The 653-nt window shown below is 55.7% G+C and carries 1 protein-coding gene; it reads right to left on the reverse strand.

Annotated features, from left to right (window positions below; genetic code table 11):
• Positions 1 to 85 precede the first annotated feature (85 nt).
• On the reverse strand, positions 86 to 601 hold the full coding sequence (locus UU7_RS18530; protein ID WP_157582420.1) for a hypothetical protein: 516 nt from the start codon (positions 599 to 601) through the stop codon (positions 86 to 88).
• Positions 602 to 653 lie beyond the last annotated feature (52 nt).

The raw sequence follows: 653 nt of genomic DNA on the forward strand, positions 1-653 counted from the left end.
AACTTAATTGATCAGACCATCCCTAACGCTGGAGGTAAGCGGCGCGCGGCTTTTCGCGCGTCCGCTTGACCGCGTTGTTATGCCGCTACCTGATGCGTTTCAACAGAGCGGAACTAATTTCTGACGATGCATCTGAAAGGTTCTTTCGCATCGTGCGATCGGCCATAGAACCACGCATGCCGCCCCAGCCATTTTGCCACGTAAGTCCGGCAATCACTTCGCCGCGAGACACACTGGTAAGACGAACGCTCGCACTTTCAGGCGTGCCGTCTTGGGACATGACACCCTTGACTACCAACACCGCGTCGACTCCAGCCTTGCTGAGTGCAGCGTAGCTTTCCGGGCTTGCGATTTGAATTTCCGAGATCCCAACGTGGCCAAGAATGGCGGTTGTCTGATTGGAGTCGACCACGTTGATACCGTCATTGAAAAGCTCGACGCCAATTGCATCCGCGAGCGCTCCGCCACCAGGTGCGAACGCGATTGTGTGTATCGGCGGTCCGGCATAACTGCCTCGGGCTGACTGCGCAATGCGCGCGGTCGCGCAGGCATTAAGCAAGAACGGAACAACCAATAAAATTGCAAGATTCCTGAATCGCATGTGTCTCCCCTGCTTTTAGGCATAACGCTAGAGTTAAGCGGCGGCGAAGCCG

This window comes from Rhodanobacter spathiphylli B39 (genome assembly GCF_000264295.1).
Classification (GTDB): Bacteria; Pseudomonadota; Gammaproteobacteria; order Xanthomonadales; family Rhodanobacteraceae; genus Rhodanobacter; species Rhodanobacter spathiphylli.

Bases quoted from the DNA above. Each gene is read 5' to 3' on its own strand.
- UU7_RS18530 (WP_157582420.1), bottom strand. From the start codon at position 601: ATGCGATTCAGGAATCTTGCAATTTTATTGGTTGTTCCGTTCTTGCTT.